This window comes from Citrobacter sp. TBCS-14, assembly GCF_005280805.1.
Taxonomy (GTDB): domain Bacteria; phylum Pseudomonadota; class Gammaproteobacteria; order Enterobacterales; family Enterobacteriaceae; genus Citrobacter; species Citrobacter gillenii.
In genome coordinates this window covers 1-16,859 of sequence record NZ_SZWM01000134.1, presented here as the reverse complement: position 1 = coordinate 16,859, position 16,859 = coordinate 1, and the positions used below count along the sequence as shown (strand labels likewise).

The following is a 16,859-nucleotide window of genomic DNA, read 5'->3' as shown; positions in this document are numbered from 1 at the left end:
TACTCTCCTTATTCAGGCTACAGCCTGGCTGACTTTAGGCATAGCAAGGCTCAACGCCTGACGCTCATCCGCCTGTTCGTGGAGCAACACACCGGCAATTTCACCTTCTCGCATCACCACAATACGGTCGGCGACGCCAAGAACTTCCGGCAAGTCACTGGAGGCAAACAGCACGGCAACACCGCGCGCCGCCAGGGCATAAATAACGTTATAAATTTCATGCTTCGCGCCCACATCGATGCCGCGCGTCGGTTCATCGAGCAAAATCACCTTCATATCTTCCGATAACCAGCGGCCGAGAATCGCCTTCTGCTGGTTACCACCAGAGAGGTTCATGATCAGCTGCTCTGCTCCCGGCGTTTTAATATTGAGTGAGCGGATATGGTGGTCAGCGTTAGTCTCTTCCCAACCGTTGTTAATCAGGCATCCGCCCAGAACATGTTTACGCCGGGCGCTAATATTGATGTTGTTACGAACCGAATGGACCGGAATAATTCCTTCGGCTTTGCGGTCTTCCGGGCACAGCATCATGCCGGCCTCAATCGCGTGGCTGGGTTTACGGATATCAATCGGCTTTTCATCAATAAACACCTGACCTTCGGTGATTCGTGTTCCGCCAAACAGCCCTTTCATCAGTTCGCTACGCCCGGCCCCGACCAGACCAAACAGCCCAACGATTTCACCACTGCGCACCGATAAACTGATCGGCGTACGCACGCCTGGCGCTTTAACCTCATGCAAGCGCAGGCGTTCTGTGCCATACGGTCGAGATTTCCAGCCGTAGATATCGCCGAGGTCACGCCCCACCATGGCCTGCACCAGCGCCTCGTGATCGACCTGCTGCATATCGGTAAATGTCTTAACGTACTGCCCATCTTTAAACACGGTAATCGCATCGCTGAGGGCGAAGATCTCTTCCATACGGTGCGAGACATACAGAATGATGCGCCCTTCGTTGCGCAGTTCGCGAATAACGCGGAACAGATTCTCTATCTCCCTGGCGGAAAGCGAGCTGGTCGGCTCGTCAAATGCGATGATTTTGGCGTTACGCGCCAGCGCTTTGGCAATTTCCACCATTTGCCACTGGCCAATGGAGAGATATTTCAACGGCGTGGCCGGATCGATATCCATCCCCAAATGTTTTAGCTGTAAACCGGCTTCGTAGTTCAGCAGCGAGCGGTTCACAATCCCACCCTTGTGGGGCAGTTGGCCTAAGTAAATATTCTCGGCGACGGTCATTTCCGGCACCAGATGCAGTTCCTGGTAAATAATGGCGACACCGGCGTTCAGCGCGGTGGTGGTGTCCGCAAACGAAACCTCCTCGCCGCGGATCACCAAAGAACCCGTCGTTGGCGCATAGTTACCGCTGAGAATTTTTAATAATGTTGATTTCCCGGCGCCATTTTCACCCATCAGTGCATGCACCTGACCGGCATAGCAGTCAAAGCTAATATCCGTTAGCGCCTTAACGCCAGGGAAGGTTTTGCCAATGCCGCGAAATGAGAGATACGGGGTAGACTGTTGCATAACGTCTCCGTGAATCTAATCTGTTGCCGGATAGCGGCGTTGCCTTATCCGGTCTACTGAGGGCGTAATGTGTTGGCCGGATAAGAGACATTTTGTCTTATCCGGCATGACGTATTACTTGCCGCCTAACCCTTTTTTCGCCAGCTCTTCTTTGAAGTTATCGCGGGTGATCAGCACCACATCTGTCACTTCAGTAAATGCCGGCGGCTCTGCCCCTTTAGTCACCCAGTTGTAAAGCATTTCACTGGATTTATAGCCGTGTACGTCCGGGCTTGGCAGCAGTGAGCCGTAGAAGCCGGTCGCTTCACCTTTAGACAGTTCGCTAATCGCATCGACGCCGTTGATGCCGATACCAATCACGTTTGGTGCTTTAAAGCCCTGCCCTTCGGTCGCACGCACGCCACCCAGCACGGTGTTGTCATTCATGCCGACAATCAACCAGTGTTTAACTTCAGGATGCTGAACCAGCATGGAGTTCGCGGCGTCGAATGCGCCGGGGATATCGTTAGATTTGGTCGGAACCTGATAGATCTGTTTTTCCGGGAAGCCAGCCGCTTTGAGCGCGTCCATTGAACCGGACGTACGACGACGCGCGGTATCAAGTTCGTTGGCGGTTATCGCCATCACGGCAGAAGATTTCACATCCCAGCCGCGTTTTTGCATTTCTTTGTACAATTCCTCGCCCTGACGCTCACCAATTTTAGTGGCCGCCATCATCACCAGCGGCACGGTGTCCATCGGCTTACCTTTGGCGTTGGCAAACTGGTCATCGACAGCGATCACTTTCATGTCATAGCCACGCGCCTTTGCCATAATCGCAGGCCCGAGCTTGGGATCCGGCGTACAAATAACAAAGCCTTTTGCGCCACTTGCCGCAAGGCTGTCGATGGCATTCAGGGTTTTCTCACCATCCGGGACGGCAATCTTAATCACTTCAAAACCAAGGTCTTTACCGGCTTTATCCGCAAATTTCCATTCAGTCTGGAACCAGGGTTCTTCCGGCTGCTTGACCAGGAAACCGAGCTTCATGGATTCAGCGATAGCGGATTGTGACATAACGGCAGCCAAACCGATGGCCGCCAGCGCTTTAGTGAATTTGTGCATGGTTAACTCCAGCTTTAACGTTCTTTTATGTAGGGTAAAATCAGACGATTTTTTGTAATTCGGACGTAAAACAAGGCATTACCTTTTATTGATAAGATCAATGCCAGTGCTGAGAGTAGTTGTAGCGGGAAATTGATTCTCCATAAGAGAGCGGCATCACACCACAGAATTACAGTAATTGCGTACATAAATTCAGTGGGAAATGACATAAAAAAACGCGGTTTTTTTGGTGGGGAAAATGAGGCGCAGCAGATTAATCCATAACGTCAGTCAGTGAATCCTTGTTCCCGAATGCACACATTCGGGAACGCAATGATTACCAGGGGTAATAAATATGTTCGGCATGGTCGCGAACAGGGGCATCATCTTCCAGCAGACGAGCAGAAACGGCAAAAGCAAAATCAAAAATATGACCTAAGCCTTTGCCGCTGATCAGATTGCCATCTTCGACTACCGGCGCGTCGATGTATTCACCCTCCGTGACGTTTTGCCACAAATCCCCTGAGCACACGTAGCGACGGCCCTTCAGCAGGCCGTTGCCTCCCAGAACTCGGGCGGCGGCCGAGCACACCGGACAAATCAGTTTTCCGGCGGCATCATGACGTGCAATAAACTGGACAACTGCATCGCTGGCGGCAAGATTCACGCTGCCCTGCGGCCCACCGGGTAACACGACGGCGTCATACATCGTCTCCAGGCGGGCAGCCAGGGTGCTGTCAGTGACCATCGGAATATCGTGATAGCTCACTACCGCACGGGACTCGGCGCAGGCCAGCGTCTCAACATCAATATGCAGACGGCGAAGAATATCGATGGTGACAATGGCTTCAGCCTCTTCAAAACCGGGTGCCAGCAGCACCGCGACCTTTTTCATACTTAACTCCTCGATTTATCCACATCAACCAAACCATAAATATCGAATTATTAATGTCATTTGATTAATGCAATTCAGTAAAATTGATCAGGCTCAAAAAAAACGTCAAATATTGAGAACTCGCATCGAGGATACCTTGTCGGAAAATTTAATTTTGTGATATGAAACGCCATTTCATTATCTTTATTTAACTTTAACAACTTTAAAATCAGTTCGTTACATTCACTCCCGCTATACATCAAAATATTAAGAGCAAGAATATTCTTATAACAATATGTAAAAAAACATAAATACGAATATTTAAGGATTTTCTTATGCGTGAGCAGGCGCTATGCTTATTTTCGATCGGCATAGAATTGCCTCAGTGATCATATAAAGGACCGGCAGAACGGATTTATTCTGCTAACAGTATTACGTGTACGTAGATGTAAAGTGCAACGGCAGCCCGTTGTACTGACGTGAGTAACGTACATTTTCCTTTCTGGAAATAAGGATATTGATATGGCTGCAGTTGGAATTGTTCACAAACTCAACACCCAAATGAATCTTGAGTTTTATGCATCAAACCTCTACCTTCACCTTAGTGAATGGTGCTACGAGCACAGTCTGACCGGCACCGCAACGTTTCTGCGTACGCAGGCACAGAGCAACGTCACGCAAATGATGCGCGTGTTTAATTTTATGAAAAGCGCGGGTGCCAACCCCATTGTCAAAGCCATCGACGTGCCAGGCGATGAGTTGACGTCTCTTGAAGACTTATTTCAAAAAACGCTGGATGAATATCAACAGCGAGCCAACACACTGTCACGCTTAACCAATGAAGCAGAAGCATTGAACGATGTGCCAACCGTTGATTTTCTTCACGATCTGGAAAAAGAGCAGCAGCAGGATGGTGTGCTGTTGCAAACGATTCTTGATGAGGTTCGTAGCGCCAAACGCGCCGGACTGTGTATGGCGCAAACGGATAAGCATCTGCTAAACGTCGTTAACCACCAGCATCACTGATACTCGGCACTACCCTGTCTGCGCCTCTGTATCCAAGAGGCGCAAAAAAACCTTTCTAAAATCTGAAACAACGGTTTATTTTAGTGAGACTCACTTTGCGGCGTGAACTTCAGTTCGATCAACGCAACAGCTTTTTGAATAGCGCGCATCGTAACCGGATCGCCACCTGCGGGATGACTGGAAAAATCGATGCTTTTCAGCTGGCTGGACATTTTTTCCCGCACTTCGACCGGGGCAATGACATCAATAACATCCAGAATTTGCTTAATAACCAGCTGGCAGGCAACAACGTCCGAGAGCAGTTCCTGATCGGCATTCAGTGTTTGGGACATAATGAGCTCCTTATAGAAAGGTTGTCATAGTACCCATTCAGGGTGCGAAACGATAGCAGTGCGGAGAGTACAGCTGCACTGAAAATAAAAAGATCCCGTGAATTTCATTTGAGATGGCAAGCACAACATGAGTAACGATGTAGCGGTTGAGAATAAACGTGGCCTCTCCCCGGCGGCCTTGCTCGTTGCCGGGGCTTTTTTTATGGAGTTTATCGATGGCACGGTCATCGCCACCGCCCTACCCGATATGGCAAAAAGCTTTGGCGTTGAGGCGGTCGATCTCAACATTGGCATCAGCGCTTATCTGATCACCCTGGCGGTTCTGATCCCTGCCAGCGGCTGGATTGCCGATCGCTTCGGCGCGCGTAAGGTGTTTAGTCTGGCGCTGGCCATCTTTACCCTCGCCTCAGTGCTGTGCGGGTTATCCACCAGCCTCGAAAGCTTTGTAGCGATGCGTATCCTACAGGGAGTGGGCGGTGCACTGATGGTGCCGGTTGGTCGCCTCGCGGTGCTGCGCACCACGCCAAAACACCAGTTAATCACTGCCATTGCCACCCTGACCTGGCCGGCATTAGTCGCCCCTATCATCGGTCCCCCGCTCGGCGGGTTTATCACTAGCTATGCCAACTGGCGCTGGATCTTCTTTATTAATGTCCCATTGGGATTACTGGCGATAGCCCTGGCGTTACGCTTCATCCCCGATATCCATGATGATGAACGCCGCCCCTTCGACATCCCCGGCTTTATTGCCACCTCGGTTGCCATGGTTAGTCTGGTGTATGCCATGGAGTTATTGGGCGCACAACAGCCTCAAGGCTGGCTAACTGCTGGCCTACTTACGCTTGGGGTCGTCACCTTTTTGTTCGCTTTGCGCCATTTTCGCCATGCTGCCTGGCCGATGATTCGTCTCGATGCCCTGCAGGTCCCGACGTTTCGCGTCACGATGTACGGCGGGTCGCTGTTTCGTGCGTCTATCAGCGCGGTACCCTTTTTGCTGCCGTTGATGTTTCAGGTCGGCTTTAGCATGAACGCCTTTCATGCCGGCTCATTAGTGCTGGCGGTGTTTGTCGGCAATCTGACGATCAAACCTGCGACCACGCCGTTGATTCGCTGGCTGGGCTTTAAAAAGCTGCTGTTGATTAACGGTGCGCTGAACGTACTGGCGCTACTGGCCTGCGCGTTGATTACCCCGCAAACGCCAGTGTGGGTGATTTTACTGGTGCTGTATCTGGGCGGCGTGTTCCGCTCGATCCAGTTTACCGGTGTCAGCACGCTGGCCTTCGCTGATGTTCCCGCCTCGCAGATGAGCTACGCCAATACGCTGTTCAGCACGGCCACGCAATTAGCGGTAGGGTTAGGAATTTCGCTGGCGGCAATTGGCATCAGAATGGGTGATGAAGTCAGCAAGTGGCTGGCGCTGAGCCATGTGCCCGGCATTAGCTTCCGTCTGGCCTTTGTGGTAATTGCTATTATTTGCCTGATCGGCATGGTGGATACGTTGCGGCTCACTCGCGACGCAGGCTGTGCGGTGTCAAACAAGAACCGATAAGCCCGGACAGCGTGCGCCGCCGGGCCAACAACATTTAGCCAATGATTTCACGGACAAACGCTTCAATCGCTTTGTCCTGGCAGTTTTCAAAGAAGCACTGCTGGAAACGCGGGCCGGATACAGCCGTTTTCACCAATTCGGGATCGATAGCGCGCAGAGTATCAAGATAGTTTTCTTTGACGACCGCCGCTTTAACCTGATTCAGAATACCGGCGTTACGCACCTGTGGCTCTTTACGCTCCGGCGGATAACCCTCGCCGTTACGCCCCGTGAAGGCTTTTTCGAACATATAGCGTACGTTCAGCTCTGCGCCCCAGCCGAAACCTTTCGCAAACGCCAGGGAGAGCGCATTACCGTTGTTGATTTGTGCGAACAGGAACGCATCTGCCGGGTCGAGGCAATAGCCGCACACGACGCCCGGATGGATATTCAGCGACATCATGGCGCCCTGACCCGTACCGCAACCGGTGACGACAAAATCGACAGCTTTAGAATTGAGCAGAATGCTGGCCATAATGCCAAGATGAATATAGGTCAGATGATGGTCATTTTCATCGCTCATACCAACGTTAAACACCGGGAAACCTTTCTCATCAGCAACGGCTTTAAGCTCGTTATGAATGATCGCGTTTTTGCTTGCCTGGCTGTTTTCCATCATCAATGCAATTTTCATTGTGTCTTCTCCTGAATACGTCGCGGGGGTTCCGCCATGAGTCATAACATTCAGGCCACATTACTATTTTGCAAACTCACTTTCAAATTTAATGAAATTTAGTTTTAAAAAGTAATGATGTGCTCACATTTTTCCTTTGAAACAACCGATTTGCCTCATACCGAAGACGCCGTTGTGATTACTTGCAGGTGATCGTTAAGTTATTCAGGCCATTGTCAGGCCGCAGTGTATGCAAGGATAGCCTATCACCGAACTTTCAGAGCGATATCATGAAGACCCTAATCCTAACCCTATTGCCGCTCGTGCTGACGGGATGCACTATCACTAAACAGGCACAGGTCAGCGAAGCCAGCCCTATCACCGGTGTAGTGCGCTTGACTTACAACCAGGCCATGCTGCAGACGGCTCGTACCGACGATTATGTTGCCCAGGGTACGGCGACAAAGGAATGTCAGCGGATGGGATACGCCAGCGCGGTGGCGTTTGGCCAACCGGTTGCCACCTGCAGCGTTTATGCCGGTTCCTTGTGCATGAATACCACCATCACGCTCGCCTGGCAGTGCCACGGCGTCGCCGTCCCACAATCCCCCTCTTTTAATTACTAATATGCAGACCAGCATATTGCTGCTGGTCTTTTATTACGCCGGGTTTATTTTTACGATCTAATATCGTTAATGCGTTTTATTCCCATTCGCATTTTTAATAATTAAAATTATTATTTTACCTTTTGCAAATAAATAAATAACAAATTATAGTGATGCCACATCAATATATAATTACCGTTCGTGGAGCAGAACCATGCTGAAAACAGAAATGATCGACCAACTGAATGAGCAAATGAATCTTGAATTATATTCATCTCTGCTCTACCAACAGATGAGTGCGTGGTGCAGCTATCACAGCTTTGAAGGCGCCGCCGCGTTCCTGCGTCGCCATGCACAGGAAGAGATGACGCATATGCAGCGTCTGTTTGACTACCTGACCGACACCGGCAGCTTGCCGTGCATTAATACCGTGCCATCACCGTTTGCTGAATACGCGTCACTGGATGAACTGTTCCGCGTTACCTATGAACACGAACAGCTGATCACCCAGAAAATTAATGAACTGGCGCATGCGGCAATGACCCATCAGGATTATCCGACCTTTAATTTCCTGCAATGGTATGTTGCCGAGCAGCACGAAGAAGAGAAATTATTTAAATCGGTTATTGATAAATTAACGCTGGCAGGCAAAAGCGGTGAAGGTCTTTATTTCATCGACAGAGAACTGGCCACGCTTGATACACAGAATTAATTCTGTTGGCTAACGGTGGCGCTATACTACCGTTAGCCAGGAATATTAATGGCGGCAGATCTTACTTTCGTGCGTAGAGAAGCCGTCGTCTCTGGCAATAAACTTCCCCTTCGCTGCTAAGAACGCCACCAGCTCAGCCGCCGTCATGCCCTCAGCAGAACAGGTATGAAAACGTGCCTGCTCGCCAAAACGTGCTGTAATCGCCGCTTCAAGGCTGGCATTTGAATACTGTTCGCCAGACTCAATCATCATGTTGAGTACTTCGTGGCCGTGAATAGATTCCATACATTCTCCTCAATAAAGCCCATAGCCTAATGTGAACGGCTTTATGCTGTTTTGCGCTAACGCAGAAAAATGTCATCTGGAATACATCTTAACCACCCACCAAGTGTAAATATAATTATACACGTATTGTAACGGTCATTTGACGAAAATAGCGTTATGCCTTACTCTGCGCCGCAGATACAACTGTTGACTATCTCTGGGACAGAGGAAAGCGTGAAGAATAGAACTCTGGGTAGTGTTTTTATCGTGGCGGGAACCACGATTGGCGCCGGTATGCTGGCGATGCCATTGGCTGCGGCGGGCGTGGGATTTAGCGTCACGCTGGTGTTGTTAGTTGGGCTATGGGCACTGATGTGCTACACCGCGCTGTTGCTGCTCGAAGTGTATCAGCATGTCCCGGCAGACACCGGACTCGGCACGCTGGCAAAACGCTATCTCGGTCGCTACGGACAGTGGATCACCGGCTTTAGCATGATGTTTTTGATGTATGCGCTCACAGCGGCGTACATCAGCGGTGCGGGTGAACTTTTGGCCTCGAGCATCAGTGATTGGACCGGCACCAGCATATCCCCAACGATGGGCGTATTACTGTTCACCTTTGTTGCCGGGGGGGTGGTATGTGTAGGCACTTCATTGGTTGATCTGTTCAACCGCCTGCTGTTCAGCGCCAAAATTATTTTTCTGGTCGTTATGCTGGCGTTGCTGATGCCGCACGTCCATAAAGTCAATCTCCTCACGCTACCGCTGCAGCAGGGTCTGGCGCTTTCTGCCATTCCGGTTATCTTCACTTCATTCGGTTTTCACGGCAGCGTTCCCAGCATTGTCAGCTATATGAACGGCAATATCCGTAAATTACGCTGGGTGTTTATTACCGGTAGCGCCATCCCGCTGGTCGCCTATATTTTCTGGCAGTTGGCCACACTCGGCAGTATCAACTCATCAACCTTTATGGGGCTGCTCGCCGATCATGCGGGCTTAAACGGTTTATTACAGGCGTTACGTGAAGTGGTGGCCTCACCGCACGTTGAGCTGGCAGTGCATCTGTTTGCCGACCTCGCACTGGCGACCTCCTTCCTGGGTGTGGCGCTGGGCTTATTTGATTATCTGGCTGACCTCTTCCAGCGCCGTAATACTGCAGCCGGAAGACTGCAGACCGGCATAGTGACATTCCTGCCGCCGTTGGCCTTCGCCCTCTTCTACCCGCGCGGGTTTGTCATGGCACTGGGATACGCAGGCGTGGCCCTCGCGGTGCTGGCGCTGCTGATCCCGTCGATGCTGGTCTGGCAGAGCAGAAAACACAATCCTCAGGCGACGTATCGCGTTGCCGGCGGCGCTCCGGCACTGGCACTGGTGTTTATTTGCGGGATTGTGGTGATAGCGGTGCAGTTTTCAATTGCGGCAGGACTGCTGCCAGAAGTGGGTTAAAAAAAAGGGGGCTTAATGCCCCCATTGTCTTAGTGCAGACAGCACTGCTTATATTTTTTACCGCTGCCGCACGGGCACGGATCGTTACGTCCTACCTTGGCATCGACTTTAACCGGTACCTTCGCCGGGGCTTCCTGCGGGTGCGCCATCCAATACGCGTGTAGATCCAGCGCCGCCAGACGGATAGCCTCAACGCTCTCTTCAAACGCCTCTGGGGTCAGTTTTTCCACCACCTCGAAGTTTTCTTCCGTCCCGTGCAGCGCAATCGCCTCAAGCGCGGGTTTTAACGAATCCGGTAATGTGGACCAGTCAGACAACGCCACACCGCGCATATAGCCAAAGCACCACTCTTCCACAATCGTCAGCTCATGGCCTTCAATTTCGCGCAGGCCAAACAACGGTTCAAACTGCTCCGGGAATTCATCCAGACGATCGGCGGTATCCGCCATGTGCTGAAACGCCAGGTTCATAAAACGCGCCATTTCTTTTTCGGATGACCAGCGAGGGACATACTGCGCGCCGCCCCATATCGCGACCAGCCACTGCTCTGGCTCAATTTCAAAAGGTGAACTGAGCACTGCCGTCAGCAAGCCGTCCAGCTCTGAGACATCCAGAATCGCTTTGTCGGTATTGTACTTGGTCAGTACATCATCCAGCCATTCCAGCTCGCTCTCGTTTAACGGTCCCGTTTTCATAACGCTTTTCCTTAGTCAATAATTCCTGCCTGTGAGTATCTTACATGGCTGGCAGAATAACTGATACCAATAGGCATAAACGGCTTACTGTTGCTCAATACGGTTTAGCGTGGCCGTGTATCCGGTTTTCGCCACTGCGTTCAGCAGCGTATCAGTAGAAAAACCGTGGGGCACGATGGCTTCGGCCTGTCGAGTCTTAAGCGAAGATTTGGCTTTGATCACGCCGTCGGTTTCGCGCAGCGCCTGGTTCACCGAAATAACGCACAGCGAGCAGGTCATATTTTGGATATCCAGCACCACTTTTTGATTGGCGGCCTGGACCCATAACGGCAGTAATAACCATCCCAGCAGCATTACTTTTTTCATTCAAACACCTCATAAAACCAGGCCACCAGCGTGGGGTAGAATAACACCGGCAAAATCAGCGCCACGGCGAACCAGTATAGAACGCGCATCTGCGTCAAGGTTAACCGCCCGGTGCACCACAACCGTTTAGAAAAATAGAGTCGCCAGAAGACGCGTAATAATAACCCTAACGTCAGCACCATCAGGGGGAGACGTAAAAATTCAGCCTGGGTGAATACCGCAAAGCCCGCCGCGGAAATACCAAACAGCAGATATAACAGCGGCCCGACGCAGCACAGACCTGCGGTGACAGCCGCCGCAGCGGCCGTCAGCAGGGTTAATCCCGCCCCCTTAGCGTTGTTCTGTTGCGACATAGCGGTAAGAGAACGCTTTAGGGTCATAGAAATTGATCGGATCGCCGTCCACTTCAGCATAAGGGTAACCAAAGTTGTTCATCGCACCCTGCTCGGTTGCCGGATACAGTTCAAAATCGCGTCCGTAGTTGAAACCCACCCAGTTCATTTCCCAGTTACCAAACAGGTAAGCGTTCACGGCCTGGACATCGGCATCCTGATGGGCTTTTTTCTCTGCCAAACGCATTTTGGTCACGTCTGCCGGGTCGCACGGCAACCAGCCGTAGCCGGCCAGGTAGAACTCAGCACGACAGTGCTGTCCACCACTAACATCGGCAACCCCTGCGCTGTCGGCTTTGCCAAACGCGCTTTTCGAATAGCGTTCCAGCTTAACGGCTTTCCCCAGGCGGATGCCAAACAGTTCACGCGCAGGAATGCCGCTAGCCCTAGCCAGGGCCACAAAAACGGAACTCATGTCGGTACATTTTCCCTTAAGCTTGCCGCTTTTCAGGATCTCTGCGACATCGCCTGTCCCGCAGCCAATCACGTCATTATCACGCTCCATATAGCGACTCACCCACTCATAAATAAGGCGTGCTTTTTTCAGTGGGTCCTGCTCCGTCCCGGTAATTTTACGCGCGGTTTCCTGAACCAGGCCATCGATGGGCGTATGCGCGGTCGGCAGCAGATACGGTTTGACATCCAGCGGGTAAATAATCTGCGCCGGCGCTTGCCAGGTTTTTAGCGCGTCATGTTTCAGCGGTTCCCAGTCGGTCGTTTCAATCTCAATTTCGACCTTTATCAGCAACTCACCCTGCGAATCGGGCCAACTGGCAAACAGCGTTTTGGCGCCGTAGGTGTTATTAGTGGTGAGGTACGCCTGCTTATAGTTGCCGGTAAAGACAAGGTTTGTCATCTGCTGAAACGCGGTGTCTACCGGCAGCGGTATCCACAGTTTCACCACGCCACGCGATCCCTGAGGTGGATTGAGCTGATAGGTTTGTGATAACACAAAACGTCGACGCGCCACCGGCGCTGCTAACGGCTCTGCGGCTTGTACTGTCTGGCTAACTATCGAAGGGCCGACGAATCCGGCGGCAGAAAGGAGTACGCTATTTTTAAGAAACTGGCGACGTTGCATTGCTGTCTGTCCATATTATGAGAGTTGAGCCACGGCGAGCGTAGGCGATCATCACAGCAGACAGACGCTGACGTAAAAAGGCGAGTCGATGGGGATTATTCATCAATAACAGACCTGTTAACTGTGAATGAAAAGAGAACCGATTAAGCCACTTTCGACCACAAGAGTACAGGCGCAATAAGAAAAAAGGCAAAGAATGCATAAAATATGCGAGTCCCTTTACCTGGCTCGCCATTAAATTAAAACATATACACAGGAGCGCCTAATTTGCGGGCCAGTCCTCTTGCGCCCTCGCGCATAACCGTATCGTGATTCCAGCGAAATACGGGGGCTGCCAGCGGGGCAAGATAGTTCATCCAGCGAAGCGTGGTGCGAATGTTCCAGTCGTATCTGACGAGTGTCTCCTTACCTAATTCGACAAAAGACCATACCCCACGACCTTCAACCTCACCGCAGGCTTCTCCTTCGAGCAGAGAACACGGCTGAATATTCAGTACATTAATATCAAAGGTTAAACGATACGGCAGCGCCCCTTTCCAGGTATAACGGTGCAACGCGCCGATACCCAGCCCATCACCTTTCTTAATTTCGGTGACTCGCTCCAGACTTACCCACCACTCTGGCCACTGGTCCGGATGCGAGAACACCTCCCAGACCTCCTGCAGTGACGCCTCAACCCGCCAGACGGTAGAAAACTGATATTCGGCCATTACGCTGGCTCCTTCAAGGCGTGAAGAAATTGGCAGGAAAACGGACGTTAACGATCAGTGAGTCCATAAGCACCGTTTCCAGCAGTTTTCCCTCCAGCGTGTAGCTCATCACTTTGGCAGGCAGCCCATAATAGTTATCTAACCAAAGGTCATAGCGATGAACACCATCAACAACCATTGCCTTCGGCCCCACCACCGAGACATAGGTGACCGAGCGCCCGGATAGATTCTCCACGCCAAGGGTGGTGGTGGTTCCCTCACGCTGCAGACGGCGAATATTCCCCAGCAAAACGCCGATGTCAGACCGGTCCACACGATGACCGCGCTCATCCTGAATCAGTGAATTAGTGGGCGACAGCGTCAAAACAGGCAACGTTCCTAGCCCAAATGGCCACAACGTCACCTTGCCACTATCAGGGTTATAGGTCAGTACCGCACCAGCATGCGGTTGGGTGAAGTCCATTCGTACATAGCCGGGTTTTTTATAGCTATAGCGAATAATTTTGCTCGCTTCTGTCGTGGACGAGGAACGCATAACAACCTGATAGGATTGTATTTGATCAAACCTTTGTTGATAGCGACTGATGGGGTCTTGCGACGGCACAGACGCCACAGCAACGCTCACTGCTACTGGATACGCTATCGCGCTAAAAACGAGTAACGTTGCAGACATCATCGTCAAAGAGAGTAAGCCTCTCATGATCGTCTCCTGCATCAGTAGGGTCTGCAAACAGGAGCTATCACCTGTTACCTGCTTTCATTATAGGGGGGAATTCAGCGGTGCTGACTGGCTGGATAATCATTATTTTCACAGACACAGCGGTAAAATTAATCATGCCTACGTCGGGTACCAACGCTGCCAAACGCTATACTTGAATAGCCACATTTTTATCAGGTATTCATCATGAAACGGCCACGGGTACGTTCATACTTCGCCTTCACCGTACTGTTGATGACGTCATTCTGTGCTATTGCCAGCACCTTACAGGACCAGGCCGCAAGAGAGCGTGAATTAAGTGCGGCGCTGTCTACCGGCAACAGCGTCATCATCATTGGAGGAACGGAGGATTTCGGTTTCATGCTCAGGTCCCGCAATAAAATCCATCGGCCTTTTGCGATTCAGGATGGCATTGGCGATCCCATTATGTTTAACCGTTTTCAGAACCAGGGTTACAATCCCGCCCGAGATGGGTTCAGTAGTAACCCGGCCCGCGGAGGATTTATGATGGATGCACCGATTCGCAGGTAGATGCCTATTGAAACCTTGCCCTTAAAAACGATGCCGACGCGGGTCAACAAATTGCAGGCACAACAAAACCACCCGTAGGTGGTTTCACGACACGGCTTATTGATTTAATTATTCAATTAGAATGGGACTTGAATCCACACAAGCCGAACACCAAGGCGAGGTTTTACTGATACAAAACGGAGAACGTAAAGCATGTCGCAAGCGCTACCTCAACTGGATTGCGGTTGGCCGGATGAGTACGGGCATTTAGCACTTTCTAAAAGTGCCTCATCTTGCGCTAGTAGGGTAATCACGTCTCCAGCAATATCAGCCCTGATTCCAAGAGATTTGTGTGCAACATAGGCAGCAACAGCCAACGGCCTCCATTTAAAGCAAGCTGCAATACGCCTGATCTCTTCAATAACCTTGAATGTGTCACATTCTAAGGCCAAGCTTGCACGCGCTGTATCAAAAGATATTCGCTGAGCATTGGTCAGCGGGGGAAGCCTTTTAAGCTCTGCTGTGATTATTCGCTGAGCTTCAACACCTATAGAAGCTCCGCCTTCGACTATCCCCGTCAATCCAACAAGTTTTCCACCATCACTACGGCTATTATCATCTTTGACCTGGAGCGGAACAGTCTGGGCCATCAGCTCGACATCCTGCTGAAGGAGATCGAGCAATTCGGGCATAATTTCAGGGTTAATTACACCTTTCAAAGCATCTACTCGTTTTGCCAAGGTCACAGGAGAGCAACCCAATCGAGTTGACATAGAAATAAGGCGACTTGCTATCATGAAAATGTCATTCAAGCCAATTAAAGGCTCACACTCGCTGCGGAGTATCATATCTTCACGTTGGGCATAATTTTGCTTAATGGGTTTCCTGACCTTAGGTTTTGCTTTTTGACTCGTATAGCCACGCAAAGCATCCTGCGTGCTTTTTATTAGCATGTTAATACTGTTTGTCAGATCTTCACTTCCTTTCAGACTGGAGGTGATCTGATGCATTTTATGAAGCCTTGCCAGCATTTCAGGCGTTGCGCTCCCTGACGCGATACTCTGGCTTATCTCATTCATATTTTTGATAATTCCAGTGGCAATTTGCGATGGATCAGACGCAATCTCTTTAACTTGGTGGCTATTTTGTATTGTACGCTCCATCAGTTTGAGCACGTCTTTCCAATCGGTTTTTACACCACATTTTAGGGCTTCAAGCCTGGAAATCGTATTACGAAGGCTGTGACATTTTGCCAAAGGGATGGCCTCGCCTACGTTTTTACCCATTCTCAGCCAATTAATAAGGGCAATAAAATCGTTTGCTGCAGAATCATTCAACCCTGCAACGACACGTTTTCTCACATCGGGATCAGAAAAGTTCGTTCTTGGCTTCGGAAGGCGATCATTTTTATGGTCGCTTGGTTTCTTCATACCGTTTACTCAGAATATTTTAATGAATCAAGCGTTGCTCGATGTCAGTAGAATAAGGGGTTAAAACAATACAACTCAATCAAATATAAGGATATCCCCCTCATTGAGCAATATTGAAAACGGTCTTTCTCGTACTCTTTCACGGAGCGGTCATCACACATTGCCGTTCTTCAGGTTGGTCAGGTATGGATTCGGGTGAGCCCGTCATCGCTCAATCCGGACTTCAGCGACCATTGCACATATCAGTCGCAACTGAAGGGATGCCCACGTTAACGCCCTCTTGAATAGTGGATAAAAACACAGTATAAATACTGTATATTCATCCACCAGAAAGGCAGTGTGCAATGTTTGTGGAACTCGTTTATGACAAAAGAAATTTTGAGGGTTTACCGGGTGCAAAGGAGATTATTTTAGGTGAGTTGAGTAAGAGGGTTCACCGACTCTTCCCGGATGCGGATGTTCGAGTTAAACCGATGATGACACTACCGGGGATCAACACAGATGCCAGTAAGCACGAGAAAGAACAGATAAGCCGAACCGTTCAGGAAATGTTTGAAGAGGCTGAGTTCTGGCTGGTGTCAGATTAAACATCTCTGATTCATCATACTGGGTAAGTACAACCCGCCGCGAGTGGCAGTCATTCAAGACTCACACTTCAAACATTCGCCAGTCAACCGCTGCCATATCTTTACATACAGTGTGGTGGCGGCAAATTTCCCGACTTTGATTTCCAATTCACTTTTCTCGTTCTGAAAGCAAAAGAGCATTTTGTTGTTACGTTTGCGGTGAGGCAGTAATGCCCTCTTTTTATGGCGAAATAATGGTGAACATGGAGTACAAAAACAAAAAAACCACCCGTAGGTGGTTTCACGACACTGCTTATTGCT

The 16,859-nt window shown here is 50.3% G+C and carries 21 protein-coding genes; 6 read left to right on the top strand and 15 right to left on the bottom strand.

All coding sequences use genetic code 11. From position 1 onward, the window contains the following. Positions 1 to 12 precede the first annotated feature (12 nt). From araG to FDX22_RS00800, 3 genes are all read right to left on the bottom strand, one after another. Positions 13 to 1,527: an L-arabinose ABC transporter ATP-binding protein AraG gene (gene araG / locus FDX22_RS00810; protein WP_115258797.1), complete on the bottom strand. Its 1,515-nt coding sequence runs from the start codon at positions 1,525 to 1,527 to the stop codon at positions 13 to 15. Positions 1,528 to 1,641: 114 nt separating this feature from the next. Next, a complete protein-coding gene (locus tag FDX22_RS00805) occupies positions 1,642 to 2,631 on the bottom strand; it encodes an arabinose ABC transporter substrate-binding protein (RefSeq protein WP_115258798.1) in 990 nt (329 codons plus the stop codon). Between the two features lie 316 nt (positions 2,632 to 2,947). Further along, positions 2,948 to 3,505 carry a DJ-1/PfpI family protein gene (locus FDX22_RS00800; protein WP_115258799.1) on the bottom strand — a complete coding sequence of 186 codons (558 nt, stop codon included), beginning with the start codon at positions 3,503 to 3,505 and terminating at the stop codon, positions 2,948 to 2,950. 501 nt (positions 3,506 to 4,006) lie between these two features. Between FDX22_RS00800 and FDX22_RS00795 the strand changes: the two genes are divergently transcribed. Next, positions 4,007 to 4,510 (top strand): non-heme ferritin-like protein, encoded by a 504-nt coding sequence (locus FDX22_RS00795; RefSeq protein WP_137399682.1) that lies wholly within the window; start codon positions 4,007 to 4,009, stop codon positions 4,508 to 4,510. 80 nt (positions 4,511 to 4,590) lie between these two features. On the opposite strand, the gene FDX22_RS00790 is transcribed toward FDX22_RS00795, so the two are convergent. Further along, entirely contained in the window at positions 4,591 to 4,842 is a 252-nt protein-coding gene (locus FDX22_RS00790; RefSeq protein WP_096757473.1) for a DUF2766 family protein, read from the bottom strand. A gap of 127 nt (positions 4,843 to 4,969) precedes the next feature. Between FDX22_RS00790 and FDX22_RS00785 the strand changes: the two genes are divergently transcribed. After that, entirely contained in the window at positions 4,970 to 6,391 is a 1,422-nt protein-coding gene (locus FDX22_RS00785) for an MFS transporter (RefSeq protein WP_146716582.1), read from the top strand. 34 nt (positions 6,392 to 6,425) lie between these two features. Here the strand turns inward: FDX22_RS00785 and FDX22_RS00780 are convergent, their stop codons facing one another. Beyond that, entirely contained in the window at positions 6,426 to 7,064 is a 639-nt protein-coding gene (locus FDX22_RS00780) for an RpiB/LacA/LacB family sugar-phosphate isomerase (protein WP_115258802.1), read from the bottom strand. A gap of 269 nt (positions 7,065 to 7,333) precedes the next feature. Between FDX22_RS00780 and FDX22_RS00775 the strand changes: the two genes are divergently transcribed. After that, positions 7,334 to 7,669: a YecR-like lipofamily protein gene (locus tag FDX22_RS00775; protein WP_117341916.1), complete on the top strand. Its 336-nt coding sequence runs from the start codon at positions 7,334 to 7,336 to the stop codon at positions 7,667 to 7,669. A 193-nt stretch (positions 7,670 to 7,862) separates the two neighbouring features. Beyond that, a complete protein-coding gene (ftnA, locus tag FDX22_RS00770) occupies positions 7,863 to 8,360 on the top strand; it encodes a non-heme ferritin (protein ID WP_096757477.1) in 498 nt (165 codons plus the stop codon). A 45-nt stretch (positions 8,361 to 8,405) separates the two neighbouring features. Here ftnA and FDX22_RS00765 read toward each other — a convergent pair whose 3' ends face one another. Beyond that, positions 8,406 to 8,645, bottom strand: coding sequence for a YecH family metal-binding protein (locus tag FDX22_RS00765; RefSeq protein WP_096757478.1), 240 nt, complete (start codon positions 8,643 to 8,645; stop codon positions 8,406 to 8,408). A gap of 213 nt (positions 8,646 to 8,858) precedes the next feature. Between FDX22_RS00765 and tyrP the strand changes: the two genes are divergently transcribed. Continuing rightward, positions 8,859 to 10,070: a tyrosine transporter TyrP gene (tyrP, locus tag FDX22_RS00760; RefSeq protein ID WP_115258804.1), complete on the top strand. Its 1,212-nt coding sequence runs from the start codon at positions 8,859 to 8,861 to the stop codon at positions 10,068 to 10,070. Positions 10,071 to 10,099: 29 nt separating this feature from the next. Here tyrP and FDX22_RS00755 read toward each other — a convergent pair whose 3' ends face one another. The 8 genes from FDX22_RS00755 to FDX22_RS00720 all read right to left on the bottom strand — a co-directional run bounded on the left by FDX22_RS00755 (position 10,100) and on the right by FDX22_RS00720 (position 15,972). Continuing rightward, complete coding sequence (locus tag FDX22_RS00755; protein WP_096757479.1) at positions 10,100 to 10,765, bottom strand: YecA family protein; 666 nt, start codon at positions 10,763 to 10,765, stop codon at positions 10,100 to 10,102. 84 nt (positions 10,766 to 10,849) lie between these two features. Next, positions 10,850 to 11,131 (bottom strand): heavy-metal-associated domain-containing protein, encoded by a 282-nt coding sequence (locus FDX22_RS00750; protein WP_096757480.1) that lies wholly within the window; start codon positions 11,129 to 11,131, stop codon positions 10,850 to 10,852. Further along, complete coding sequence (locus FDX22_RS00745) at positions 11,128 to 11,484, bottom strand: mercuric transporter MerT family protein (protein ID WP_146716581.1); 357 nt, start codon at positions 11,482 to 11,484, stop codon at positions 11,128 to 11,130. Before FDX22_RS00745 ends, FDX22_RS00750 begins: the two co-directional genes overlap by 4 nt. Beyond that, positions 11,462 to 12,604, bottom strand: coding sequence for a transglutaminase-like domain-containing protein (locus FDX22_RS00740; protein ID WP_146716580.1), 1,143 nt, complete (start codon positions 12,602 to 12,604; stop codon positions 11,462 to 11,464). Before FDX22_RS00740 ends, FDX22_RS00745 begins: the two co-directional genes overlap by 23 nt. Before the next feature lie 239 nt (positions 12,605 to 12,843). After that, entirely contained in the window at positions 12,844 to 13,314 is a 471-nt protein-coding gene (locus FDX22_RS00735) for an SRPBCC family protein (protein ID WP_115258807.1), read from the bottom strand. Between the two features lie 13 nt (positions 13,315 to 13,327). After that, positions 13,328 to 13,849 carry a DUF1571 domain-containing protein gene (locus FDX22_RS00730; protein WP_249415746.1) on the bottom strand — a complete coding sequence of 174 codons (522 nt, stop codon included), beginning with the start codon at positions 13,847 to 13,849 and terminating at the stop codon, positions 13,328 to 13,330. A gap of 356 nt (positions 13,850 to 14,205) precedes the next feature. Next, entirely contained in the window at positions 14,206 to 14,394 is a 189-nt protein-coding gene (locus FDX22_RS29950; protein ID WP_181539770.1) for a hypothetical protein, read from the bottom strand. Between the two features lie 378 nt (positions 14,395 to 14,772). After that, positions 14,773 to 15,972: a hypothetical protein gene (locus FDX22_RS00720; RefSeq protein ID WP_146716578.1), complete on the bottom strand. Its 1,200-nt coding sequence runs from the start codon at positions 15,970 to 15,972 to the stop codon at positions 14,773 to 14,775. 344 nt (positions 15,973 to 16,316) lie between these two features. On the opposite strand from FDX22_RS00720, the gene FDX22_RS00715 reads away from it, so the two are divergent. Beyond that, positions 16,317 to 16,559, top strand: a complete 243-nt coding sequence (locus tag FDX22_RS00715) for a DinI family protein (protein ID WP_096757486.1) — start codon at positions 16,317 to 16,319, stop codon at positions 16,557 to 16,559. 54 nt (positions 16,560 to 16,613) lie between these two features. Here the strand turns inward: FDX22_RS00715 and FDX22_RS30395 are convergent. Then, a partial coding sequence (locus FDX22_RS30395) for a hypothetical protein (protein WP_222592511.1) occupies positions 16,614 to 16,859 on the bottom strand: 246 nt, incomplete at its 5' end.